At 74.2% G+C, this 23,502-nt stretch carries 18 protein-coding genes, 1 tRNA gene and 1 riboswitch; of the genes, 5 read left to right on the forward strand and 14 right to left on the reverse strand.

What is annotated here, in order from left to right:
- Positions 1-56 precede the first annotated feature (56 nt).
- From DQ239_RS05775 to DQ239_RS05785, 3 genes are all read left to right on the forward strand, one after another.
- Positions 57-130 (forward strand) — tRNA-Leu (locus tag DQ239_RS05775).
- Positions 131-283: 153 nt separating this feature from the next.
- Positions 284-835, forward strand: coding sequence for a phosphoribosyltransferase family protein (locus DQ239_RS05780; protein ID WP_113833461.1), 552 nt, complete (start codon positions 284-286; stop codon positions 833-835).
- Between the two features lie 124 nt (positions 836-959).
- Positions 960-2,588 carry a pyridoxal-dependent decarboxylase gene (locus tag DQ239_RS05785; protein WP_233488798.1) on the forward strand — a complete coding sequence of 543 codons (1,629 nt, stop codon included), beginning with the start codon at positions 960-962 and terminating at the stop codon, positions 2,586-2,588.
- A 34-nt stretch (positions 2,589-2,622) separates the two neighbouring features.
- Here DQ239_RS05785 and DQ239_RS05790 read toward each other — a convergent pair whose 3' ends face one another.
- The 13 genes from DQ239_RS05790 to DQ239_RS05850 all read right to left on the reverse strand — a co-directional run bounded on the left by DQ239_RS05790 (position 2,623) and on the right by DQ239_RS05850 (position 20,441).
- A complete protein-coding gene (locus DQ239_RS05790) occupies positions 2,623-3,495 on the reverse strand; it encodes an acyl-CoA thioesterase II (protein WP_233488800.1) in 873 nt (290 codons plus the stop codon).
- Positions 3,492-4,907: a pyruvate kinase gene (gene pyk / locus DQ239_RS05795; protein ID WP_113833462.1), complete on the reverse strand. Its 1,416-nt coding sequence runs from the start codon at positions 4,905-4,907 to the stop codon at positions 3,492-3,494. The genes DQ239_RS05790 and pyk overlap by 4 nt, the downstream gene beginning before the upstream one ends.
- 65 nt (positions 4,908-4,972) lie before the next feature.
- Positions 4,973-6,463: a glutamate synthase subunit beta gene (locus tag DQ239_RS05800; RefSeq protein ID WP_113833463.1), complete on the reverse strand. Its 1,491-nt coding sequence runs from the start codon at positions 6,461-6,463 to the stop codon at positions 4,973-4,975.
- On the reverse strand, positions 6,456-11,111 hold the full coding sequence (gene gltB, locus DQ239_RS05805) for a glutamate synthase large subunit (RefSeq protein ID WP_233488802.1): 4,656 nt from the start codon (positions 11,109-11,111) through the stop codon (positions 6,456-6,458). Before gltB ends, DQ239_RS05800 begins: the two co-directional genes overlap by 8 nt.
- Positions 11,112-11,522: 411 nt before the next feature.
- Positions 11,523-12,452, reverse strand: a complete 930-nt coding sequence (gene lgt, locus DQ239_RS05810) for a prolipoprotein diacylglyceryl transferase (RefSeq protein ID WP_113833464.1) — start codon at positions 12,450-12,452, stop codon at positions 11,523-11,525.
- Complete coding sequence (gene trpA, locus DQ239_RS05815) at positions 12,449-13,249, reverse strand: tryptophan synthase subunit alpha (protein ID WP_113833465.1); 801 nt, start codon at positions 13,247-13,249, stop codon at positions 12,449-12,451. Before trpA ends, lgt begins: the two co-directional genes overlap by 4 nt.
- Entirely contained in the window at positions 13,246-14,595 is a 1,350-nt protein-coding gene (gene trpB / locus DQ239_RS05820; RefSeq protein WP_113833466.1) for a tryptophan synthase subunit beta, read from the reverse strand. Before trpB ends, trpA begins: the two co-directional genes overlap by 4 nt.
- 16 nt (positions 14,596-14,611) lie before the next feature.
- A complete protein-coding gene (trpC, locus tag DQ239_RS05825; RefSeq protein ID WP_113833467.1) occupies positions 14,612-15,421 on the reverse strand; it encodes an indole-3-glycerol phosphate synthase TrpC in 810 nt (269 codons plus the stop codon).
- Between the two features lie 138 nt (positions 15,422-15,559).
- Positions 15,560-16,177, reverse strand: a complete 618-nt coding sequence (locus tag DQ239_RS05830) for a Trp biosynthesis-associated membrane protein (RefSeq protein ID WP_113833468.1) — start codon at positions 16,175-16,177, stop codon at positions 15,560-15,562.
- Entirely contained in the window at positions 16,174-17,670 is a 1,497-nt protein-coding gene (locus tag DQ239_RS05835; protein ID WP_113833469.1) for an anthranilate synthase component I, read from the reverse strand. The genes DQ239_RS05830 and DQ239_RS05835 overlap by 4 nt, the downstream gene beginning before the upstream one ends.
- On the reverse strand, positions 17,667-18,050 hold the full coding sequence (hisI, locus tag DQ239_RS05840; RefSeq protein WP_113833470.1) for a phosphoribosyl-AMP cyclohydrolase: 384 nt from the start codon (positions 18,048-18,050) through the stop codon (positions 17,667-17,669). The genes DQ239_RS05835 and hisI overlap by 4 nt, the downstream gene beginning before the upstream one ends.
- A 25-nt stretch (positions 18,051-18,075) precedes the next feature.
- On the reverse strand, positions 18,076-18,783 hold the full coding sequence (locus DQ239_RS20100) for a hypothetical protein (protein WP_147252007.1): 708 nt from the start codon (positions 18,781-18,783) through the stop codon (positions 18,076-18,078).
- Complete coding sequence (locus tag DQ239_RS05850; protein WP_233488803.1) at positions 18,780-20,441, reverse strand: FAD-binding dehydrogenase; 1,662 nt, start codon at positions 20,439-20,441, stop codon at positions 18,780-18,782. The genes DQ239_RS20100 and DQ239_RS05850 overlap by 4 nt, the downstream gene beginning before the upstream one ends.
- 73 nt (positions 20,442-20,514) lie before the next feature.
- A riboswitch (ZMP/ZTP riboswitch) is annotated at positions 20,515-20,604 on the forward strand.
- A 15-nt stretch (positions 20,605-20,619) separates the two neighbouring features.
- On the opposite strand from DQ239_RS05850, the gene DQ239_RS05855 reads away from it, so the two are divergent.
- Both DQ239_RS05855 and DQ239_RS05860 read left to right on the forward strand, forming a co-directional pair.
- On the forward strand, positions 20,620-21,495 hold the full coding sequence (locus tag DQ239_RS05855; protein ID WP_113833472.1) for a bifunctional 5,10-methylenetetrahydrofolate dehydrogenase/5,10-methenyltetrahydrofolate cyclohydrolase: 876 nt from the start codon (positions 20,620-20,622) through the stop codon (positions 21,493-21,495).
- A gap of 57 nt (positions 21,496-21,552) precedes the next feature.
- Positions 21,553-23,031: a glutamine synthetase family protein gene (locus tag DQ239_RS05860; RefSeq protein WP_113833473.1), complete on the forward strand. Its 1,479-nt coding sequence runs from the start codon at positions 21,553-21,555 to the stop codon at positions 23,029-23,031.
- 45 nt (positions 23,032-23,076) lie between these two features.
- Here DQ239_RS05860 and DQ239_RS05865 read toward each other — a convergent pair whose 3' ends face one another.
- Positions 23,077-23,496 carry a hypothetical protein gene (locus DQ239_RS05865; RefSeq protein WP_147252009.1) on the reverse strand — a complete coding sequence of 140 codons (420 nt, stop codon included), beginning with the start codon at positions 23,494-23,496 and terminating at the stop codon, positions 23,077-23,079.
- Positions 23,497-23,502 lie beyond the last annotated feature (6 nt).

Raw genomic sequence — 23,502 nt, forward strand, 5'->3', positions numbered from 1 at the left:
ACGTCGGAGCCTCCTGGGCCCCCGCTAGGCTGATCCGGCCGCCGGTCCACCGGCACGCCCCCGTACCCCAATCGGCAGAGGGAGCGGATTCAAAACCCGCGCAGTGTGCGTTCGAGTCGCACCGGGGGCACTGGCCGAGCCGCGAGATCGCCCTCGCGGTGTCGCAGCGGGACGCGCCGTCCACGGCGCGGATGACGACCACACCGCGCGGTCGAGGGTTCGCGGCGAGGCTCGGTCCGGCGCGATCGCGTCGTCTCCGTCGGCGTTCGTCATCATGGCCCCCATGTCTGCGCCTGATCTGCGCGAGCGCCTGTGCGCCGCGTTCGCCTGGCGCGGCGATCGGCTCGACGACGGTGTTCGAGCCGACGTCACCGGGTGGTGGCGGGATCCCGCGATGCTGCAGGACCTGGGCGCCGCGCTGGCCGGGCTGTTCGCCGACGAGGCGCCGACGGTCGTGCTCGGACTGCCGTCCCGCGGCGTCCTGCTGGGCGCGCTGGTGGCCCGCGAACTCCGGGTCGGACTGGTCGAGGTGCGCAAGGACCCCGGCCCGGCGGCGGACAGCGACCAGTGGTTGACGGTGACGACCCCGCCGGATTACCGCGATCGCCACCTGGAGCTCGGCTTCCGGCGGGCGCTCGTCCGGACGACCGATCGAGTTCTCCTGGTCGACGACTGGGTCGCCACGGGTGGGCAGGCACTCGGCGCGAAGAGGCTGGTCGACGAGGCGGGCGCGACGTGGCTGGGCGCGGCCGTCATCGTCGACGCGCTGGTCGAGCACCGCACGCGACGAACCCTGGGCGTCCGGGCGCTGCTGCACGAGAGGGACCTGGGCTGATGCCCGTGGCCGCGCCGCTACCGCGGTGGAGTGCTCGCAACCGCGCTGGATGGCGGTACTCGCTGCCGTACCGCGGTACTCGGGGTGTGCCGGTGGGGGTGCGGCCACTCCCTAGGGTGGGCTGGTGACCGAGCCCGCGCCGCACATGACCCCCGAGCAGTTCCGGCAGCACGGCCACGAGGTCGTCGACTGGATCGCTGACTACTGGACGCGCATCGGGTCCTTCCCCGTGCGGTCGACCGTCGCGCCGGGTGACGTGCGGGCGGCGCTGCCCACCGCTCCCCCGGAGCAGGGCGAGCCCTTCGCCGACGTCCTCGCCGACCTCGACCGCGTGGTCGTCCCCGGCCTCACGCACTGGCAGCACCCCGGCTTCTTCGGGTACTTCCCCGCCAACACCTCCGGGCCCTCGGTGCTCGGCGACCTCGTCTCGGCCGGGCTCGGCGTCCAGGGCATGTCCTGGGTGACCAGCCCCGCCGCCACCGAGCTCGAGCAGCACGTCATGGACTGGTTCGCCGAGCTGCTCGGGCTGCCGGAGTCCTTCCGCTCCTCCTCCACCGGCGGCGGCGTCGTCCAGGACTCCAGCTCGGGAGCCAACCTGGTCGCGCTGCTCGCCGCCCTCCACCGCGCCAGCGGCGGCGGCACGGTGCGCCGAGGCGTGGAGCCCGAGCGGGCCACCGTCTACGTCTCGGCCGAGACCCACTCCTCGATGGAGAAGGCCGTGCGCATCGCCGGCCTGGGCAGCGACGCCGTCCGCATCGTGGAGGTCGACGGCGACCTGGCCATGAACCCCGGCGCGCTCGCCTCCCGCATGGAACGCGACGTGGCCCGCGGCTACACGCCGGTGCTGGTCTGCGCCACGGTGGGCACCACCTCGACCACCGCCGTCGACCCGCTGGCGGTGATCGGCCCGATCTGCCAGAAGCACGGCGCCTGGCTGCACGTCGACGCCGCCTACGCCGGCGTCAGCGCCGTCGCCCCCGAGCTGCGCGGCCTGCAGCACGGCGTGGAGTGGGCCGACAGCTACACAACCGACGCGCACAAGTGGCTGCTCACCGGCTTCGACGCCACCCTGTTCTGGGTCGCCGACCGCGCCGCCCTGACCGGGGCGCTGGCGATCCTCCCCGAGTACCTGCGCAACGCCGCCACCGACGCCGGTGCCGTCGTCGACTACCGCGACTGGCAGATCTCGCTGGGCCGCCGCTTCCGGGCGCTCAAGCTGTGGTTCGTGCTGCGCTGGTACGGCGCCGAGGGGCTGCGCGCGCACATCCGCAGCTCGGTCGCGCTCGCGCAGGAGCTCGCCGGCTGGGCCGAGGCCGACGAGCGCTTCGACGTCCTCACCCCCCACCCGCTGTCGCTGGTGTGCCTCACCCCGCGCTGGCCGGCAGGTGTGGACGCCGACGTCGCCAGCATGACGCTGCTCGAGCGGCTCAACGACGGCGGCGAGGTGTTCCTGACCCACACCACGGTGCGCGGCGCGGTGGTGCTGCGGGTGGCCGTCGGCGCGCCCACCACCACCCGCGAGCACGTGGAGCGGGCGTGGGCGCTGCTGTGCGAGAACCACGACTGGCTCGCCGCCGATTTCGCCGAGCAGGCCGCGGAGCAGGCCCGCGAGGCCGCCGCGCGCGCCGAGGAACAGTCGCGCATCGCCGCCGAGCGCGAGGCCGCCGAGGCGACGGCCGACGTCGAGCGACCGGCCGCGCAGGACGAGACCGCCGCGCAGGCCGCCGCCCAGGAGGACCTCCCGTCGGCGTGAGGGGCGGGCGGGGGCCGGACCGGCCCCCGCGCGCTCACCTCGGCAGCGGCCGGATGAGGCCCTGCTGCGTCACGGTGGCCACGTGGGTGCCGTCGGCGGCCCAGATCTGGCCGAAGCACAGCGCCCGCCCGTGGGACGCCGCCGGGCTGTCGGTCTCGTAGAGGAACCACTCGTCGGCCCGCACCGGCTGGTGGAACCACACCGCGTGGTCCAGGCTCGAGCCCGCCGTGCGTCCCCAGCCGCCGCCCATGCGCGCGGTCCCCGCACCCAGCAGGCTCAGGTCGCTGGCGAAGGTGAGCGCGGCTGCGTGCACCGCCTGGTCCCCGGGCAGCTCGCCGGCGACCTTCATCCAGGTCCAGGACTTCGTGTCCGGGTAGGTCTTCGGCGGGCGGTCGAAGGGGTGCTCGAGCATCCGCTGCTCCACCGCCATGCCGATGCTCCTGGCCACCCGCCCCCCGTCGGCCCGGTTCGCCAGCAGCTCGAGAAACGTGGGCAGGGTCTCCGGCGCCGGCACGTCGGGCATGGGCAGCGCGTGCTCGGCGTACGGCTCCTCCCCCGTCGAGGCGTCGGCCGTCAGCGCGAAGATCGCGACGTCCTTCTCGCCGCGGCGCTGCCAGGCCACCACCCGCCGGGTGCTGAAGGTCCGGCCGTCGCGCATCCGCTCGACGGCGTAGCGGATCTCCTCGTTCGGGTCGCCGGGCCGCAGGAAGTAGGAGTGCAGCGAGTGCACGTCGCGCCCCTCCGGCAGCGTCGAGGCGGCGGCCATCAGCGCCTGGCCGGCCACCTGCCCGCCGAAGATGCGCTGCATCGTCGTCTCCGGCGTCTTGCCGACGAAGAGGTCCGGCTCGCGCTCCTCGAGCGCGAGCACCGACAGCAGCTCCGCGGCCTGCGTGCTCCCCCCGGTCACGAGTCGGTCCCGACCTCGTGCACGCGCATCAGGTTCGTGGAGCCGACGGTGTTCGGCGGGCTGCCGGCCACGACCACGACCCGGTCCCCCACCTTGAGCCGGCCGATGGACAGCAGCGAGAAGTCCACCTGGGCGACCATGTCGTCGGTGTGGGAGACCTCGGGGACCAGGAACGTCTCCACGCCCCACGACAGCGCCAGCTGGCTGCGCACCCGGGCGTCGACGGTGAAGGCCAGCAGCGGCTGGTGCGGGTGCAGGGCCGACAACCGGCGCGCCGTCTCGCCGGTCTGGGTGAAGGTGGCCAGCGCCTTGACGTCGAGCGCCTCGCCGACGTCCTTGGCCGCGCGCACGATCGCGCCCGAGCGGGACCGCGAGCGACGCTCGATCTCGGGGACGGGCATGTGGTCGCTCTCGACCGCGTCGATGATCCGTTCCATGGTGCGCACCGCGGCGATCGGGTGCGCACCCACCGAGGTCTCGCCGGAGAGCATCACCGCGTCCGCGCCGTCGAGCACCGCGTTGGCGACGTCGGAGGCCTCGGCACGCGTCGGCCGGGAGTTCTGGATCATGGACTCGAGCATCTGGGTGGCCACGATGACCGGCTTGTTGCGCTCGCGCGCCGCCTGGATCGCCCGCTTCTGCACCACCGGCACCCGCTCCAGCGGCAGCTCCACGCCGAGGTCGCCGCGGGCCACCATGATGCCGTCGAAGGCCTCCACGATCTCGTCGAGCCGCTCGACCGCCTCGGGCTTCTCCAGCTTGGCGATGATCGGGACCTCGATGTCCTCCTGCCGCATGATCTCGCGCACCAGCTCGGCGTCGGAGGCCGAGCGGACGAAGGACAGCGCGATGAAGTCCACGCCCAGCCGCAGCGCGAAGCGCAGGTCGAGCTCGTCCTTGTCCGACAGCGCGGGCACGCTGACCGCGACGCCGGGCAGCGACAGGCCCTTGTTGTTCGACACCGGCCCGCCCTCGATGACCAGGCAGACCACGTCGGGGCCCTGGACCGACAGCACGGTCAGGGCGAGCTTGCCGTCGTCGACCAGCAGGCGGTCGCCGACCTGGACGTCGTTGGCGAGGTCCTTGTAGGTGGTGGAGACGCGGGCGGCGGTGCCCTCGACGTCGTCCACGGTGATGACGACCTGGCTGCCGGTGGGCCACTCGACCGGGCCGTCGGCGAACGTGCCGAGTCGGATCTTGGGGCCCTGGAGGTCGGCCAGCACGGCGACGGCGTGCCCGGTGCGGTCGGAGGCCTCCCGCACCCGCTCGTAGGCGGTGGCGTGGTGGGCGTGCTCGCCGTGGCTGAAGTTGAGCCGGGCGACGTCCATGCCGGACTCGACGAGTGCCGTCACCTGCTCCAGGGAGCTGGTGGCCGGACCCAATGTGCAGACGATCTTGGCGCGGCGGGACATGGTCAGAACGCTAGTGGGGCGGCCCGGTACCCGCAGGTACCGGGCCCCGGGCCGCCCCGTGACTTCTAGCGCAGTGCGACGGCGGTGGGCTCGACCGGCCGGGGCAGCGCCGACGCGCCGGTGAGCCAGGCGTCGGCGGCACCCGCCGCGGCGCGGCCCTCGGCGATCGCCCACACGATGAGCGACTGCCCGCGGCCCATGTCGCCGGCCACGAACACCCCGGGGACCGTGGACATGAACTCGCTGTCGCGGACGACGTTGTCGCGCTGGTCCATCTCCACGCCGAGGTCCTCGAGCAGCCCCTCGCGCTGGGCACCGGTGAAGCCCATGGCCAGGAAGACCAGGTCGGCGGGGAGCTCGCGCTCGGTGCCCTCGACCTTCTGGAACCGGCCGTCGACCCGCTCGACCTCGTGCAGCAGCAACGCCCGCACGTGGCCCGAGTCGTCGCCCACGAACCGCTCGGTGTTGACCGAGTAGAGCCGCTCGCCGCCCTCCTCGTGCGCACTGGAGACACGCATGATCATCGGGTAGGTCGGCCACGGGTTGCTGGCCTGCTCCCGGCGGTCCGGCGGCGCCGGCATGATCTCCAGCTGGGTGACCGAGGCGGCGCCCTGGCGGTGCGCGGTGCCCAGGCAGTCGGCGCCGGTGTCACCGCCACCGATGATCACCACGCGCTTGCCGGCCGCGTTGATCGGCGGGTCGTTCAGCTCGCCGAGCGCCTGCCGGTTGCCGTAGGGCAGGTACTCCATCGCGAGGTGGATGCCGGCGAGCTCCCGGCCCGGGGCGGGCAGGTCGCGCCCGACGGTCGCGCCGCCGGCCAGCACGACGGCGTCGTACTCGCTGCGCAGCTGCTCGGTGGACAGGTCGTCCTCGCCCGAACCGCCGACCTCGACGCCGGTGACGAAGCGGGTGCCCTCGGCGCGCATCTGGTCCAGCCGCCGGTCCAGGACGGACTTCTCCATCTTGAACTCCGGGATGCCGTACCGGAGCAGCCCGCCGACGCGGTCGGCGCGCTCGAAGACGGTGACGTCGTGCCCGGCCCGGGTGAGCTGCTGGGCGGCGGCCAGGCCCGCGGGGCCCGAGCCGACGACGGCGACCTTCTTGCCGGTCCGCTCGGTGGGTGCCTGCGGCTCGACCCAGCCCTCGTCCCAGGCGCGGTCGATGATCTCCCACTCGATCTGCTTGATGGTGACCGGCGACTCCTGCAGGTTCAGCACGCAGGAGCCCTCGCACGGCGCCGGGCAGAGCTTCCCGGTGAACTCCGGGAAGTTGTTCGTCGCGTGCAGCCGCTCGATGGCGTCGTGCCAGTCGTCGCGGCGGGCCAGGTCGTTCCACTCGGGGATCAGGTTGGCCACCGGGCACGCGTGGTGGCAGAACGGGATGCCGCAGTCCATGCAGCGGGCCGCCTGCTTGCGCACCTCGGCCGTCGGGAAGAGCGGGTCCTCGCCGTTCTGCCGGGCGACGTAGACGTCCTTCCAGTCCCGGATGCGGACCTCGACGGGGCGCCGCGGAGGCATCGCCCGGTCGAACTTCAGGAATCCGGTGGTGTCAGCCACGAGCCGCCTCCATAACCGCCACGTCGACATCCGTTCCGTTGGCCTCGGCCATGCGCTGCGCGTCCAGCGCCCGCTTGTAGTCCCGCGGCATGATCACGCTGAACTGCGCCGACCAGCGGCCCCAGTCGGCCAGCAGCGCGGTGGCCACCGGCGACTCGGTCTCCGCGGCGTAGCGCACCAGCACGTCGCGCAGCCACTGCGCGTCCTCGCCGTCCAGCGGCTCGATGTCGACCATCTCGCCGTTCACCCGGTGGCGGGCCAGGTCGAGCACGTAGCCGATGCCCCCGGACATGCCGGCCGCGATGTTGCGGCCGGTGGCGCCCAGGATCACCGCGCGGCCGCCGGTCATGTACTCGAGCGCGTGGTCGCCCACGCCCTCGACGACGGCGAGCGCACCGGAGTTGCGGACGCAGAAGCGCTCGCCGACACGGCCGCGCAGGAAGATCTCCCCGCCCGTGGCCCCGTAGCCGATGACGTTGCCGGCGATGACGTTGTCCTCGGCGGCGAACGGCGCCTCGCGCGAGGGCCGCACCACGATCCGCCCGCCGGACAGGCCCTTGCCGACGTAGTCGTTCGCGTCGCCGTACAGCCGCATGGTGATGCCGCGCGGCACGAAGGCGCCGAACGACTGCCCGGCCGACCCGCCGAAGGTGAGGTCGATGGTGCCGTCGGGCAGGCCCTCGCCACCGAAGCGGCGGGTCACCATCGAGCCCAGCATGGTGCCGACCGTGCGGTTGACGTTGCGCACCGGCAGCTCGAGGCTCACCGGCCGCGCGTCGAGCAGCGCCCCCTCGCACAGCTGGATCAGGGTCTGGTCCAGGGCGACGTCGAGGCCGTGGTCCTGGTCGCGGACCTTGCGCAACGGCGTCCCCTCGGGGAGCTCCGGCACGACCAGCAGCGGGCTGAGGTCTAGGCCCGCGGCCTTCCAGTGGTCCACCGCCTGGCGGGTGTCCAGCAGCTCGGCGCGCCCGATCGCCTCGTCCAGCGAGCGGAAGCCCAGCTCGGCGAGGTACTCGCGCACCTGCTCGGCCAGGAACTCGAAGAAGGTGACGACGAACTCCGGCCGGCCGGTGAACCGCTTGCGCAGCTCCGGGTTCTGCGTGGCCACGCCCACCGGGCAGGTGTCAAGGTGGCAGACCCGCATCATCACGCAGCCGGCGACGACCAGCGGAGCGGTGGCGAAGCCGTACTCCTCGGCGCCCAGCAGCGCGGCGATGATCACGTCGCGGCCGGTCTTCATCTGGCCGTCGGCCTGGACGGTGATCCGGTCGCGCAGCCCGTTGGCCAGCAGCGTCTGCTGCGTCTCGGCCAGGCCCAGCTCCCACGGGGAGCCGGCGTGCTTGAGCGAGGTCAGCGGAGCCGCACCGGTCCCGCCGTCGTGACCGGAGATCAGCACGAGGTCCGCGTGCGCCTTGCTGACGCCCGCGGCCACGGTGCCGACACCGACCTCGGCGACCAGCTTGACGTTGATCCGCGCCTGGTCGTTCGCGTTCTTCAGGTCGTGGATGAGCTGCTTGAGGTCCTCGATCGAGTAGATGTCGTGGTGCGGCGGCGGGCTGATCAGGCCGACGCCCGGCGTCGAGTGCCGGGTGCGCGCCACCCACGGGTACACCTTGCCGCCGGGCAGCTGGCCGCCCTCGCCGGGCTTGGCCCCCTGCGCCATCTTGATCTGGATGTCGTCGGCGTTGACCAGGTACTCGCTGGTGACGCCGAACCGGCCGCTGGCCACCTGCTTGATCGCCGAGCGGCGCAGGTCGCCGTTCGGGTCGGGGGTGAACCGGTCGGGGTCCTCGCCCCCCTCACCGGTGTTGGACTTGCCGCCCAGCCGGTTCATGGCGATCGCGAGGGTCTCGTGCGACTCCTGCGAGATGGAGCCGTAGCTCATCGCGCCGGTCTGGAAGCGCTTGACGATCTCGCTGACCGGCTCGACCTCGTCGATCGGCACGGGCGGGCGGACGCCGTTGCGCAGCGTGAACAGCCCGCGCAGCGTGCCGGCGTTCTCCGACAGCTCGTCGACGGTCTCGGTGTACTTCCGGAAGACGTCGTACTGCCGCGACCGGGTGGCGTGCTGGAGCAGGAACACCGTCTCGGGGTTGAAGAGGTGGATCTCCCCCTCGCGGCGCCACTGGTACTCCCCGCCCACCTCGAGACGGCGGTGCGCCCGCTCGGTGGGGTTCTCCGGGTACGCCCGGCGGTGGCGCATGGCCACCTCCTCGGCGAGGACGTCGATGCCGACGCCGCCCAGGGGCGCGGAGGTGCCGGTGAAGTACTCGTCGACCAGCTCCTGGGACAGGCCCACGGCCTCGAAGATCTGCGCCATCGTGTACGAGCCGACGGTGCTGATGCCCATCTTGCTCATGACCTTGAGGACGCCCTTGCCCAGCGCCTTGACCATGTTGCGCACGGCCTGGGCGGGCTCCACGCCGGTGAGCGCACCGTCGCGGATGAGGTCCTCGATCGACTCGAAGGCCAGGTAGGGGTTGACCGCGGCCGCGCCGTAGCCGAGCAGCAGCGCGATGTGGTGGACCTCGCGGGCGTCGCCGGACTCGACGACCAGCCCGATCTCCATGCGGGTCTTCTCGCGCACCAGGTGGTGGTGCACGGCGGCGGTCATCAGCAGCGACGGGATCGGCGCGCGCTGCTCGTCGCAGTCGCGGTCGGATAGCACGATCGTGCGCGCGCCGGCCGCGATCGCCTTGGAGACCTTGGTCCGCAGGTCCTCGACGGCCTGGGCGAGGGCGGGGCCGCCGCCCTTGACGTCGAAGTGGCCGGTGATCCGGACGGCGGCGTACCCGGGCAGGTCGCCGTCGTCGTCGATGTGCAGGATCTTGGCCAGCTCGTCGTTGTCGATGACCGGGAACGGCAGGAAGACCTGGCGGCAGGACGCGGGGGTGGCCTGCAGCAGGTTCTGCTCGGGCCCGAAGGTGCGCCCGAGGCTGGTCACCAGCTCCTCGCGGATGGCGTCCAGCGGCGGGTTGGTCACCTGGGCGAACAGCTGCCCGAAGTAGTCGTAGAGCAGCCGCGACCGGTCCGACAGCGCCGCGATGGGGGTGTCGGTGCCCATGGAGCCGATCGGCTCCGCACCCGAGGACGCCATCGGCTGGATGAGGACGCGCAGCTCCTCCTCCGTGTAGCCGAACAGCGCCTGCCGCCGGACGACGGACTCGTGGCTGGGCCGCGACCGGCGCCGCTCGGGCAGCGTGGGCAAGTGCACGAGGCCGGCGTGCAGCCAGTCGTCGTAGGGGTGCTCGGCGGCCAGGGCGCCCTTGACCTCCTCGTCGGAAATGATCCGCCCCGCGGCGGTGTCGACGAGGAACATGCGGCCCGGCTGCAGCCGGCCCTTGGCCACGACGTCGGCGGCCGGGATGTCGAGCACGCCGACCTCGCTGGCCAGGACGACGAGGTCGTCCTTGGTGTGCCACCAGCGCCCGGGACGCAGCCCGTTGCGGTCGAGGACGGCGCCGATGAGCGTGCCGTCGGTGAAGCAGACCGCGGCCGGCCCGTCCCAGGGCTCCATGATCGAGGAGTGGAACCGGTAGAAGGCCCGGCGGGCCGGGTCCATCTCGTCGTGGTTCTCCCACGCCTCCGGGATCATCATGAGGACGGCGTGCGGCAGCGAGCGGCCCGACAGGTGCAGCAGCTCGAGCACCTCGTCGAAGGTCGCCGAGTCGCTGAAGTCGCCGGCCGTGACGGGGAAGATCCGCTCCAGGCCGAGCTCGGAGGCCGGGCCCGCCGGGCCGTCGAACAGCTCGGTGGCGAGCTTCGCCTCGCGGGCCCGCATGCGGTTGCGGTTGCCCTTGATCGTGTTGATCTCGCCGTTGTGCGCGATGAAGCGGAACGGGTGGGCCAGCGGCCAGCTCGGGAAGGTGTTGGTCGAGAACCGGCTGTGCACCAGCGCGATCGCCGACTCGTAGCGCTCGTCGCGCAGGTCGGGGAAGAACAGCGGCAGCTGGTCGGTGGTCAGCATGCCCTTGTAGGTGATCGTCCGCGACGACAGCGAGGCGATGTACAGCGAGCTGCCCGCGTCGACCGCGGCACGCTCGGCCCGCTTGCGCAGCACGAACGAGCGCCGCTCGAGCCGGGTGACGCCGTGGCACTCGACGTTGCCGCCGAAGGCCTTCTCGTCGGCGCGGGCGCCCATCGTCTCGGCGACGAACAGCTGCGCGAAGTGCGGCATGACGGCGCGGGCCGTGGGGCCGAGGTCGGCGCCCTCGGGGTCGATGGGCACGTCCCGCCAGCCGAGGACGGTCAGGCCCTCCTCGTCGGCGAGGCGGGCGACGTCCTCGACGCGGGCGGCGCGCTCGGCGTCGTCGGCGGGCATGAAGGCGATGCCGACGGCGTACTCGCCGGCCGGCGGCAGGTCGAAGTCGACGCTGGCGCGCAGCAGCGCGTCGGGCACCTGGGTCAGGATCCCGGCGCCGTCGCCCGAGTTGGGCTCGGCGCCGGCGGCACCGCGGTGGTCGAGGTTGTGCAGGGCGGTGAGGCCCTTGGCGACGATGTCGCGCGACCGGCGGCCGCGCGCGTCGGCCACGAAGGCCACGCCACAGGCGTCCTTGTCGTTCGCCGGGTCGTACAGGCCGGAAGCAGCGGGCACCGCGGAGAACGGCACGGCTGACTTGCGGGCGGCGGGGGCGGTGGGGTCGGACATGTCACTCCCGTCGTCGGCGGCGCCTGGGCCTCCGGAGGAGGCAGGCGGGGCTGAGGGCCCGGGCCGGTGGGTCAAGGGGTTCGGCGGACGGCACTGCGGAGAGCCGGCAGCCCGGGAGGGACGTCGGCCCCGGTGCGACAGGCTCGAGCCCACCGGTGGTCCGACGGGCTGTCGTCCGCGGGGCGACGCTGGCCCGGTCCGACGGTCGGGTCCGGCCGGGATCGCCGACGGGCCCGGAGCGAAGCGTACACAGCCGTAACACCGGCCTCATACGCGAAATCGACAGCCGGCGGCGCGTCGGCAGCAACACGGCGGTCGATGGCGGGTATCCGCCGGGGTGGAGCCCCGAGAGCCGGTGATCATCCTCACCCACCCCGGGCTCCGGCGCATCCCCGCGGTGCGCCGGACGGGCTACTCGGGGGCCGGCCGGGTGGGCCGGGCGGGCCGGTCGCCGTCCGCGTCCGGCGTCCCGGAACCCGCCTCCGGCCCGTCGGCCGGGGCGCCCTCCCGGGCGGCGAACTCCGCGCCGCGGGTGATGACCTCGCGGGGCCGGCCGCGCTGCCAGACGAGGTAGGCGACGGCGAGCAGGCCCACGACGACGGCGGTGAACACGTTGATGCGGACGCCGAGGAACCGGTTGGCCTCGTCGACGCGCAGCAGCTCGATCCACAGCCGGCCGGCGCAGTAGAGCGCCACGTACAGCGCGAACGCCCGGCCGTGCGAGAGCCGGAAGCGCCGGTCGGCCCAGATGACCACCGCGGCGGCCGCCAGGTTCCAGAGCAGCTCGTAGAGGAACGTCGGGTGGAAGGTGGCGACGTCGAGGTACTCCGCGGGCCGGTGCACCGGGTCGATCTCCAGGCCCCACGGCAGGTCGGTCGGCCGGCCGAAGAGCTCCTGGTTGAACCAGTTGCCGAGGCGGCCGATGGCCTGGGCGACCAGCAGGCCGGGGGCGACGGCGTCGCCGAAGGCGGGCAGCGGGATGCCCCTGCGCCGGCAGGCGATCCAGGCCCCCACCCCGCCGAAGAAGATGGCCCCCCAGATGCCCAGGCCGCCCTGCCAGATCGCGAAGGCGCGCAGCGGTTCGCCGCCCTCGCCGAAGTAGGCCTGCGGGCTGGTGACGACGTGGTAGATGCGGCCGCCGACGATGCCGAACGGCACCGCCCACGTGGCGATGTCCAGCACGTCGCCGGGCGCCCCGCCGCGGGCGATCCAGCGCCGGTCGGTCAGCCAGACGGCGGCGACGATGCCCGCGATGATGGCCAGGGCGTAGGCGCGCAGCGGGAAGGGGCCCAGCTCCCACACGCCCTGCGAGGGGCTCGGGATGGCGGCGAGGACCGTCATGCCGGCACCCCTGCGCGGCGGACGCCGGCCGCGAGGTCCGCGGTGAGGGCGCGGACGCCGTCGGCACCCCGCCCCTCGAGCATCTCCCGCACGTAGGCCGAGCCGACGATGACGCCGTCGGCGAAGGCAGCGATCTCCGCGGCCTGGGCGCCGTTCGAGACGCCGAGCCCCACGCAGAGCGCGATGTCCGGCCGCGCCTCGCGGGTGCGGGCCACGAGGGTCCTGGCCGCGTCGCTCACGGTGGCGCGGGCGCCGGTCACGCCCATGGTCGAGGCGACGTACACGAAGCCACGGCTGGCCGCCGTGGTCGAGCGCAGCCGCGCGTCGGTCGACGACGGCGCCACGAGGAAGACCCGGTCCAGGCCGTGCTCCTCGGAGGCGGCCAGCCACTCGGCCGCCTCGTCGGGGATGAGGTCCGGGGTGATGGCGCCCGCTCCCCCGGCCACGGCCAGGTCGGCGGCGAAGCGCGCGACGCCGTAGCGCTCGATCGGGTTCCAGTAGCTCATGACCACGGGGGCGGCGCCGGCGTCGGCGACCGCCGCCACGGCACGGAGCACGTCACGGATCCCCACCCCGGCGCGGACGGCGACGTCCACCGCCTCCTGGATGACCGGCCCGTCGATGCCCGGGTCGCTGTAGGGCACGCCGATCTCGATCGCGTCGCAGCCGGCCTCGACCATGGCGACCATGGCCTCGATCGAGGCGTCCACGTCGGGGTAGCCGACCGGCAGGTAGCCGATGAGCGCTGCCCGCCCCTCGGCCCGTGCCGCGGCGATCCGCTTCGCCAGGAGGCTCATGCCGACTCCCCCGCGTCCTGTCCGGCGACCGCCTCGTCGTTGCTGACCGCGCCCTCGGTGGGCTGCTGGTCCTCGTCCAGCCCGGCACCCGGCTCGGCGTGGTCCCGGTCGCCCAGGCCGAACCAGCGCGACGCCGTCTCGACGTCCTTGTCGCCGCGGCCGGACAGGTTGACCAGCAGCAGCGCGTCCGGCCCCACCTCCCGGCCGAGCCGCATCGCGCCGGCCAGCGCGTGCGCCGACTCGATCGCCGGGATGATGCCCTCGGTCCGGCAGAGCAGCGCGAACGCCTCCATCGCCTCGGCGTCGGTGACCGGGCGGTACTCGGCGCGGCCGATGTCGTTCAGGTAGCTGTGCTCGGGCCCGACCCCCGGGTAGTCCAGGCCGGCGCTGATCGAGTGCGACTCGACGGTCTGCCCGTTCTCGTCCTGCAGCAGGTACGAGCGGGCGCCGTGCAGCACGCCCGGCGTCCCCCCGGTGATCGTCGCGGCGTGCCGGCCGGTCTCCACGCCGTCCCCGGCCGCCTCCAGCCCGACCAGCCGGACGCCGTCGTCGGGCACGAACGCGGTGAAGATGCCGATCGCGTTGGATCCGCCACCCACGCAGGCGAGGACGGCGTCGGGCAGCCGGCCCTCGCGCTCGAGGACCTGCGCGCGCGCCTCGTCACCGATCACCCGCTGGAAGTCCCGGACCATCGCCGGGAAGGGGTGCGGGCCGGCGACGGTGCCGAACACGTAGTTCGTCGTCTCCACGTTGGTGACCCAGTCGCGGAACGCCTCGTTGATGGCGTCCTTGAGCGTGCGCGAGCCGGTGCTCACCGGGACGACCTCGGCGCCGAGCAGCCGCATGCGGGCGACGTTGAGCGCCTGCCGGCGGGTGTCCTCCTCGCCCATGTAGACGGTGCAGGACAGGCCCATGAGGGCGGCGGCCGTCGCCGTCGCGACGCCGTGCTGGCCGGCCCCGGTCTCGGCGATGACCCGGGTCTTGCCGATCCGCTTGGTGAGGAGCGCCTGGCCCAACACGTTGTTGATCTTGTGCGAGCCGGTGTGGTTGAGGTCCTCGCGCTTGAGCAGCACCCGGGCGCCGCCGCAGTGCTCGGCGAACTTCGGGACCTCGGTGACCGGGCTGGGCCGGCCGGTGTAGTCGCGCTGCAGCCGGGCGAACTCCTCGAGGAACGCCGGGTCGACGCGCATGGCCTCGTAGGCCTCGGTCAGCTCGTCCAGCGCGGCGATGAGCGCCTCGGGCACGAACCGGCCTCCGAAGATGCCGAAGTGCCCGGTCTCGTCCGGCCAACCCGGGCGCGCCGGGAGGGAGAGTTCTCCGGGCTGCGGCGGGCTGGTCGTCGTCATGCGACCAGCGTAAAGATCAGCGGCTGGTTCGCGGCGTGGCGGGGTGCGCCCCCGCCGTGACCAGGTCGGCCACGGCCTGGCGGGCGTCACCGGCGGTGACCAGCCCCTCCCCGACGAGCACGGCATCGGCCCCCGCGGCCGCGTAGCCGATCAGGTCGTGCGGCCCGCGGACACCGGACTCGGCCACCTTGACCACCTCCGAGGGCAGCCCCGGGGCGATCCGCTCGAAGGTGGAGCGGTCGACATCCAGCGTGGTGAGGTCGCGGGCGTTGACGCCGATGACCGCGGCCCCGGCGGACAGCGCGCGGTCGGCCTCGGCCTCGGTGTGCACCTCGACCAGGGCCGTCATCCCGAGGGACTCGACCCGCTCGAGCAGGCCGGTGAGCACGTTCTGCTCCAGGGCGGCGACGATGAGCAGGACGACGTCGGCACCGTGCGCCCGGGCCTCGTGGACCTGGTAGCTGCTGACCACGAAGTCCTTGCACAGGATCGGCACGTCGACGACGGCGCGCACGGCGTCCAGGTCGGCCTGGGACCCCCCGAAGCGGCGCCGCTCGGTGAGGACGGAGATGACGCGGGCCCCGCCGGCCGCGTACTGGCGGGCGAGCTCCGCGGGGTCGGGGATGTCGGCCAGCTCGCCCTTGGACGGGCTGCGGCGCTTGACCTCGGCGATGACCCCGACGCCGGGGGCCCGGAGGGTGGCGAGCGCGTCCAGCGCCGGGCGGGCGTCGCGCGCGGCCGCCTTGACCTCGGCCAGCGGGACGAGCGCCTCGCGGGCGGCCAGGTCCTCGCGCACCCCGGCGACGATCTGGTCGAGAACGCTCACGGGCTCTCCTCGCGAGCGCTCGTCTCCACTGCCTGTCGCACGTCGTCCCCTCACCAGCCGGATCGGTGGCCTCACTCTAGGGCCGGTGCCGATCCGGGCCGGGCGAGGGGGCGGTGCGGTCCCCCCGCGCCGGTTCGGCTATACGTCGCGGCCCGGGGCGTCGGTCGGGTCCTCGCCCCGGTCCAGCGCCTTCCACGCGTCGACGGCGCGGTCCTCGTCGGTCCGCGGGCGGGCGGGCGCGGGCGCCGCCGCGTCCGTGCGCTCGTAGCGGCGTCCCATCGCCGGCCAGGTGCGCCCCCGGAGCACGGCCAGCGCACCGGTGACCACGGCGACCAGCCCGGCCAGCAGCGCGAGCACCGGCCACGTCGCGGACACGTCGGCCGAGGTGCCGCTGACCGTCCCGCCGGCGAGGCCGGGGAGGTCGCCGCCCGCGTCGTCCAGCCCACCGGCCAGGGCCCGCAGCCCGGACCAGGCGAGCGCTCCGCCGGCGACGACCGCGAGCAGCCCCACCACCGCACGGCCGGCCCCGCGTACCGCCAGCAGGGCGACGGCGGCGGCGAGCAGCACCAGACCGGCGGCCGGGACGAGCGGGGCGGCGTCGGCACCGGACAGCTGTGCCGACACCGGCGGCAGCGGCGCGCTCCGCTGCGCGGTCACCGTCGCCCAGGCCTGCCCGCCCGCGATCAGCGCCAGCGCACCGGCGAGCACCGCGCCGAGGACGGCGGTGGTGAGCTCCCTGCGGCCGTTCCCGGTCACCGCACCTCCCGCAGGCCCTCCGCGGCGGCGATCGCGGAGAGCACCGCCCGCGCCTTGTGCCGGGTCTCGGCCTCCTCGCTGGCGGCGTCGCTGTCGGCGACCACACCGGCGCCGGCCTGCACGTACGCGCGGCCGTCGTGCAGCACCGCCGTGCGGATCGCGATGGCCATGTCCATGTCGCCGCTGGCGTCCACGTACCCGACCGTGCCGGCGTACAGCGCCCGCCGGGTGGGTTCCAGCGACTCGATGATCTCCATCGCCCGGGGCTTGGGGGCGCCGGAGACGGTGCCGGCGGGGAACGTCGCGTCGAAGACGTCGAGCGCGTCGTGCTCGGGAGCCACCTCCCCGGCGACCGTCGACACCAGGTGCATCACGTGGCTGTAGTGCTCGACGCGCATGAAGTCGGGTACCTCGACCGAGCCCGGGAGGCAGACACGGCCCAGGTCGTTGCGGGCCAGGTCGACGAGCATGACGTGCTCGGCACGCTCCTTGGGGTCCGCGAGCAGCCCCTCGGCCAGCCGGACGTCCTCCTCGGGGGTCGCCCCGCGCGGGCGGGTGCCGGCCGGCGGGTGGACGACGGCCGAGGTCCCGGTGACGGTGACCAGCGCCTCCGGCGAGGAGCCGACGACGTCGAAGGGCGTCTCCCGGCCCTCGAAGCGCAGCAGGTACATGTACGGCGAGGGATTGGTGGCCCGCAGCACCCGGTAGAGGTCCAGCGCGTCGGCCGTCGTCGCGGTCTCGAAGCGCTGGGCTAGGACCACCTGGAAGGCGTCCCCCGCCCGGATGTGCTCCCGCACCCGCTCCACGCCGGCCTCGTACACGCCGGGCGCCATGTTGCTGGTCACCTCGGGCACCCGGGGCTCCCCCAGCACGGCGACCGCCGGCGGGACGGCGCGGACGAGGTCGGCCTCCATCGCGTCGAGGCGCGCGACGGCGTCGTCGTAACCGACGGGGCCGCCCCGCAGCGCGTTGGCGATGAGCAGCACCGTGCCGTCGGCGTGGTCCAGCACTGCGAGGTCGGTCACCAGCATCATGGCCAGCTCCGGCATGCCGAGGTCGTCGGTGCTGGTCTCGGGCAGCCGCTCCAGCCGGCGCACGACGTCGTACCCCAGGTACCCGACCAGGCCGCCGGTCAGCGGCGGCAGCCCCGGCGTGCGCGGCGAGCGCAACCGGCGGGCCAGGGTGCGGACGGCGGCGAGCGGGTCGGACGGCAGGTCGTCGGTGAGCCCGGGGATCTCCTCCCCCAGCCACTGCGTGGCACCGCCGCGCTCGGTGAGCACACCCGCGCTGCGGGCGCCGACGAAGCTGTAGCGGGCCCAGCGGCGGCCCTGCTCGGCGGACTCGAGCAGCACCGTGCCCGGGCGGTTGCCCGCGAGCTTGCGGTAGACGCCGACGGCGGTCTCGCTGTCGGCGAGCAGCCGGCGCACCACGGGGACCATCGGCCGGTCGAGGGTGAACTCCTCCCGGGACGGGGTGTCGACGCCGAACCTCATGCGCTCGCCGCCCGGTCCGCGGTCACCGACGGCAGCACCCGGTAGAAGCAGCTGCGCTCGCCGGTGTGGCAGGCGGCGCCCTCCTGGTCGACGAGCACGAGCAGCGTGTCGCCGTCGCAGTCCACGCGCACCTCCTGCACCCACTGCCGGTTCCCGGAGGTCTCGCCCTTGACCCAGTACTCCCGGCGGCTGCGCGACCAGTAGGTGGCCCGGCCGGTGGTCAGCGTGCGGCGCAGCGCCTCGTCGTCCATCCACGCCACCATGAGCACCTCGCGGGTGTCGTGCTGCTGGACGACGGCGGTCACCAGGCCGAGCGGGTCGCGGCGCAGCAGCGCGGCGACCTCGGGGTCGAGGGTGGGCTCGGAGGGAGCGGCGGGCATGCCGCCAGTCTGCCGTGCCCCGGGGTCAGGCCGGCGGGGTGGCGGTGAACCAGCGCCGCGCCGGCTTGCGGAGCAGCAGGCCGAGGGAGACCGCGGGGCCCACCAGGAAGAACAGCGAGAACGCCGCGAGGGAGCCCTCGCCCTCGGCACCGGGCAGGTTCCCGAGGACGTCGAGGAGCCGACCGGCCCAGTACAGCCCGATCACCACCTGGACGACGTGGGCGCCGGCGAGCAGCCGGTAGGCGGTGGGCGTGCGGCGGTTGAGGGCGACGATCCCGCCGACGACCAGCAGCGCCACCGAGAAGAGCTGGACGACGGCGAGCACCGTGCCCTCCTGGGCGAGCTGGCGGGCCGTCGCGGAGGTGTAGACGTCGGGCCGGCCGCTGGAGGCGAGGTCGGCGATCGAGGCGAAGAACCAGACGTAGAGCGAGGCGATGAACACGACGACGGCCTGCACGAACGCCAGGACCGCCGCGGAGACCACCTGGGCGGGTGGGCGCGGGACCGGCGGGCGGCCCCACGCCTGGCCGGAGGGTCCCGGCCCCCACGGCGGCGGCCCCCACTGGGGCTGCTGCCCCCACGGCGGCGGGCCCCAGGGCTGCGGTGCGCCGTACGGCGGCTGGCCGTACGGGGGCTGGCCGTACGGCGGCTGGGGCAGCGTCGGTGGCGGACCCGCGTAGGGCTCCGCGGGCGTGGTGGGGTCGGACCAGGGGTCGCGCTCCGGCGAGCTCACAGCGCCGCCGCCACGGCGCGGCCCGCCGTGCGCCCGGAGAACAGGCAGCCGCCGAGGAAGGTGCCCTCCAGCGACCGGTAGCCGTGCATGCCGCCGCCCCCGAACCCGGCGACCTCGCCCGCGGCGTACAGGCCGGGGAAGACCGCGCCGCCGGGACGCAGCACCCGCCCGGAGAGGTCGGTCTCCAGTCCACCGAGGGTCTTGCGCGTGATGATGTTCAGCCGGACGGCGATCAGCGGGCCGGCCTCCGGGTCGAGGATGCGGTGCGGCTGCGCCACCCGGATGAGCTTGTCGCCGAGGTAGCTGCGGGCGCCCCGGATGGCGGTGATCTGCAGGTCCTTGGTGAACGGGTGGGCGATCTCCCGGTCGCGGGCGACGATCTCGCGCTCGAGGTCCGCCAAATCCAGCTCGGGGGTTCCGCCGGTGAGGCGGTTCATGCCGGCGACGAGCTCGGGCAGGGTCGCGGCGACGACGAAGTCCTCGCCCTCGTCCAGGAACTTCTGCACCGGGGCCGCGATGCCCGCCCGCGCCCGGTTGACCAGCAGCCGCACGTCCTTGCCGGTGAGGTCGGGGTTCTGCTCGGAGCCCGACAGCGCGAACTCCTTCTCCACGATCTTCTTCGTGGTCACGAACCAGGTGTGCTCGTAGCTGGTGGTGCCGATGTGCGCCAGCGTGCCCAGGGTGTCGAAGCCGGGGAACAGCGGCACCGGCAGCCGGCGGCCGAGCGCGTCGAACCACATCGACGAGGGCCCGGGCAGGATCCGGATGCCGTGCTCGTGCCACACCGGCGAGTGGTTGGCGATGCCCTCGGTGTAGTGCCACATCCGGTCGTTGTTGACCACGCTCGCGCCGGCGCCGGCAGTGGCCTCGAGCATGCGCCCGTCCACGTGCGCCGGGACGCCGGAGAGCAGCCGCTGCGGCGCCGGCCCCAGCCGGGCCGGCCAGTTGCGGCGCACCAGCTCGTGGTTGCCGCCGATGCCGCCGGAGGTGACGACGACGGCCTGCGCGCGGATCTCGAAGTCCCCGACCTCCGTGCGCGAGCTGGCCTCACCGCGGGCGACATCGCTGGGCTCGAGCACCGCACCGCGGACGCCGGTCACCGCGCCGTCGGTCACGGCCAGCTCGGCGACGCGGTGGCGGAAGCGCAGGTCGACGGTGCCCGCCTCGACGCCGGCACGCACCCGGCGGGCGAACGGCGCGACGATGCCGGGGCCGGTGCCCCAGACGATGTGGAAGCGCGGCACCGAGTTGCCGTGGCCGGTGGCGGTGTAGCCGCCCCGCTCGGCCCAGCCGACGACCGGGAACAGGCCGATGCCCTGCTCCTTGAGCCAGGAGCGCTTCTCACCGGCGGCGAACTGGAGGTAGGCCTCGGCCCACCGCCGCGGCCAGTGGTCCTCGGTGCGGTCGAACGCGGCGGTGCCGAACCAGTCCTGGCGGGCCAGCTCGAGGGAGTCGTGCACCCGCAGCCGCCGCTGCTCGGGCGAGTCGACGAGGAACAGCCCGCCGAAGGACCACCACGCCTGCCCGCCCAGCGACGCCTCGGGCTCCTGGTCGACCAGGACGACCCGCTTGCCGGCGTCGGCGAGCTCGGCGGTGGCGACCAGCCCGGCGAGCCCCGCGCCCACGACGACGACGTCTGCCTCGGTGATGTTCTGCACGGCGCGACGCTAGCCGCCCGCGGCGCTCTTCTGCGGACGGACCGGGCGCGACCCACCGCCCGGCAGTACGATCGAAGCAGGCCGTGACTGGCGCTGGAGGTGGGACGACCACCGGGGAGCGGCCTCGTCGACCCGACGTCCGCCGCGCGCCTGGGCTCCATCCGAGCGAGGAGAGCCCATGGACCCCACGTCGACCACGACCGCGCGCATGCTGCCGGGCACGCCCGTCGCCGACGCCGTCTTCGACCAGATCACCGCCGAAGTGGCCCGGCTGCGGGCCGGCGGGACGACGCCGAGCCTCGCGACCGTCCTCGTCGGCGACGACGACGCGAGCGCCGGGTACATCCGCATCAAGCAGCGCACCGCCGCGGCGCTCGGCTTCGACTCCCCGCACGTCCACCTCCCCGCGGACGCCACCCAGGACGACCTGCACCGCACCATCGACCGCCTCAACGCCGACCCCGCGGTGCACGCGCTGCTCATCCAGCACCCGGTCCCGCCCCACCTGGACTACGACGCCGCCCTCGCCGAGGTGGACCCCGACAAGGACGTCGACGGCATGCACCCGCTCAACCTCGGCCGGCTGGCCCTCGACCGGCCCGGCCCCCGGCCGTGCACTCCCGCCGGGATCGAGGCGCTGCTGGCCCACCACGGCATCACGGTCGCGGGACGGGAGGTCGTCGTCCTCGGCCGGGGTGCCACCCTCGGACGCCCGCTGGCCATGCTGCTGGCCCAGAAGCGCGCCACGGCCGACGCCGCGGTCACCGTCGTCCACACCGGCGTCCCGGACTGGCCTCGCTACGCCCGGCGGGCCGACGTGCTCATCGCGGCCGCCGGGGTCCCGGGCATCGTCCGGCCCGAGCACGTCAAGCCGGGCGCCGTCGTCATCGGCGGGGGCGTTCGCTACTCCGGCCGGCGGCTGCTCCCCGACGTCGACGAGCGGTGCGCCCTGGTCGCCTCGGCCATCACCCCGCGCGTGGGAGGCGTGGGGCCTACGACCGTGGCGATGCTCTTCCGCAACGCCGTCCAGGCGGCCGCTGCGGCGTCCCGCTAGACCGGGCGCGGGCCGCGCTCCGCGGAACCGATGCGGCCCGGCGCTCGTGGAACCCGTATGGCGACCGACGCGTTCGAGCCCCACCCGATCGTCCGGCTCCTCGGCAAGCCCGCCGCCGAGTTCACTGCGAGCGACCTCGTGCTCGCGGCCGAGCAGCTGGAGCTGCGGCAGGTGAACCTGCGCTACGTCGGCGGCGACGGGCGCCTGAAGACCCTGGCCTTCGTCGTCCGGTCGCGCGACCACCTCCGGGAGGTGCTGGTCCGCGGCGAGCGCGTGGACGGTTCGAGCGTCTTCGCCGGCACCGACGCGGACGCGAGCGACGTTTACGTGGTCCCGCGGCACCGCACGGCGTTCCTGAACCCGTTCGGCGAGCGGCGCTCCCTCGACGTCCTCTGCTCCTTCTACGACGAGGACGGCTCGCCCCTGTCCTATGCCCGGGAGCAGGTCGTCCGCCGCGCCGCCGAGGCGCTGCGGGCCGAGACCGGCATGACGCTGGAGGCCTTCGGCGAGCTGGAGTACTACCTCGTCGGCGCCGCCGACCCGATCTTCCCGGTCGAGGAGGAGCGCGGCTACCAGGAGTCGGGGCCGTTCTCTAAGGGTGAGCGGATCCGCGAGCAGGTGCTGGGCCACCTCGCCGCCATGGGGGTGCCGCTCAAGTACGCCCACGGCGAGGTCGGCAACATCCTCGAGGGCGACCGGCAGCTGGTCCAGCACGAGATCGAGCTCCAGCCGGCGCCCGTGGAGCAGGCTGCGGACCACCTCGTCCTGGCGAAGTGGGTGGTGCGCGAGGTGGCCGCAGCGCACGGCCTGGAGGCCACCTTCGCTCCGTCGGTGAGCAGCGGGGGCGCCGGGACCGGCCTGCACATGCACAGCCGGCTGGTGCGCGACGGCGCCAACGCCATCGTGGACGAGGGCGGGATCAACGACACCGGCCGCAGCCTGGTCGCCGGCTACCTCTCCGCGGCCCGCGCCCTCTCCGCGTTCGGCAACCGGGTGCCCACGTCCTACCTGCGCTTCACCGACGGCGACGAGTCCCCCGAGGGCATCACGTGGGGCGAGAAGGACCGCACCGGGCTGGTCCGCGTACCGCTCGCGTGGGGCGGGGACGTGCTGCCCGGCATGGTGGCCCACGCCAACCCCGGCAGCACCGAGCCGGTCCCGGAGCCGTCGCCGCACCCCCAGACCGTCGAGTTCCGCCTCGGCGACGGCTCGGCCGACGTCCACCTGCTCCTGGCCGGCATGGCCGTGGCGGCACGGCGCGGCCTGACCGACGACGGCAGCCTTGAGCTGGCGGAGAAGCTGCGCACCTCCCGCGAGGACGACGTCGAGCAGCTGCCGACGTCGTGCGCCGAGTCCGCCGACGCGCTGGAGGCCGAACGGGCACTGTTCGAGGCCGACGGCGTCTTCCCGCCCGAGCTCCTCGACGCCGTGATCGCGGACCTGCGGCACGCGGACGAGACCACGCCGTCCGAGGCCCTCGCGGAGGACGGCGAGGCCCGCGCGGAGCTCGTCCGCCGATACTGGCACGTCGGCTGAGCTGACCGCCGGCGTACAGGCGCCCGGACCCCTGACCGGTGACCGTTACGCGGTGCGGCGTCGGGCGGCGACCCAGCGGCGGACGGTCGACGTGGAGGCCAGCAGCGCGGCCGCCGCCGGGAGCAGCCCGACGGACAGGCCCAGCCCCAACGCGTCGTCGGCCCAGCTCCCGACCAGGGTGCCGCCGATGACGAGCAGCCCCAGCACCCCGCCGGCCAGGGCCAGCACCTGCCACGAGCGGCCGCGGACCAGCAGACCCGCGCCGACGAGCAGGCCGAGGGAGAGGGCAAGGGGCACGAACAGCAGCAGCCAGTCCGGCCCGGACAGGTTGCCGCCGGAGAAGCCGAGGGCGACCAGGACGAAGAAGCCCGGCGCGCACGCGCTGACCACGGCCATCGAGGCGGCGGCGATCGCCGTCACGGGTGGCACCCGCGGGACCGCGACCTCCGAGGGAGGGAGGGACACGCGGGG

The organism is Blastococcus sp. TF02-09 (genome assembly GCF_003319105.1).
GTDB lineage: Bacteria > Actinomycetota > Actinomycetes > Mycobacteriales > Geodermatophilaceae > Blastococcus.

Coding starts and splice junctions, on each gene's coding strand:
- DQ239_RS05780 (WP_113833461.1), top strand. CDS start 284: ATGTCTGCGCCTGATCTGCGCGAGCGCCTGTGCGCCGCGTTCGCCTGG.
- pyk (WP_113833462.1), bottom strand. CDS start 4,907: ATGTCCCGCCGCGCCAAGATCGTCTGCACATTGGGTCCGGCCACCAGC.
- gltB (WP_233488802.1), bottom strand. CDS start 11,111: ATGTCCGACCCCACCGCCCCCGCCGCCCGCAAGTCAGCCGTGCCGTTC.
- lgt (WP_113833464.1), bottom strand. CDS start 12,452: ATGACGGTCCTCGCCGCCATCCCGAGCCCCTCGCAGGGCGTGTGGGAG.
- trpA (WP_113833465.1), bottom strand. CDS start 13,249: ATGAGCCTCCTGGCGAAGCGGATCGCCGCGGCACGGGCCGAGGGGCGG.
- trpB (WP_113833466.1), bottom strand. CDS start 14,595: ATGACGACGACCAGCCCGCCGCAGCCCGGAGAACTCTCCCTCCCGGCG.
- DQ239_RS05835 (WP_113833469.1), bottom strand. CDS start 17,670: ATGAGGTTCGGCGTCGACACCCCGTCCCGGGAGGAGTTCACCCTCGAC.
- hisI (WP_113833470.1), bottom strand. CDS start 18,050: ATGCCCGCCGCTCCCTCCGAGCCCACCCTCGACCCCGAGGTCGCCGCG.
- DQ239_RS05855 (WP_113833472.1), top strand. CDS start 20,620: ATGGACCCCACGTCGACCACGACCGCGCGCATGCTGCCGGGCACGCCC.
- DQ239_RS05860 (WP_113833473.1), top strand. CDS start 21,553: ATGGCGACCGACGCGTTCGAGCCCCACCCGATCGTCCGGCTCCTCGGC.